The sequence below is a fragment of the Brevundimonas sp. GW821-FHT10A07 genome (assembly GCF_059415785.1).
Window position 1 is genome coordinate 1 of record NZ_JBWKNX010000041.1, and the last position, 586, is coordinate 586.

General features: G+C 70.3%; 1 protein-coding gene. It reads right to left on the reverse strand.

What is annotated here, in order from left to right:
• Positions 1-437: chemotaxis protein CheW (locus AC07NC_RS17400; RefSeq protein WP_494570297.1), on the reverse strand; the 437-nt coding region annotated here is incomplete at its 3' end.
• Positions 438-586: the final 149 nt, after the last annotated feature.

Here is a 586-nt window from a genome sequence, read left to right on the forward strand (position 1 = left end):
TCGATCAGGACGACGAAGCCGTCCTCGCGCCGCACCACGCCCGAGATATAGTCCGAGCGCCACTTGATCCCGATGTCGGGCGACGGCTCGATCTGGTCGGCGCTGAAGACCGCCACCTCGAACACCCGGTCCGCCACCAGGCCCAGGCTGAGCACCCGGTCCTCCAGCGGAATGTCCAGCACCAGGATGCGGGTGTTCAGCGTCGGCTCGGTCGGCGCCATGCCCAGGCGGATCCGAAGATCCGCCGTGGGAACCCCCTGCCCCCGCACGTCCGTCAGGCCCAGAAGATAGTCCGGACTGTTGGGAATGCGCGAGGGCGCCTGATAGGTCAGGATCTCCCGCACCAGGCCGACCGGGGCGGCGAAGAGTTCGTCGCCCAGGCCGAAGGTGACGTACTGCCCCTCAGAGGCGCCTTGCCCCTTGGCGGTTTCGGACATCAGGCGCTCTCCCGGAAGTCCATGTCCTCGTCGTCCGCGCCGCCGACCGCCATGTCCAGGGCGAAGCCCTTGGCGCGGGCCTGCTGGGCGTGGACGGCGGGCTTGGACGGCGCAGCCTTGGGCGTCGGGCGGGCCGCCGGCTTGGCCGG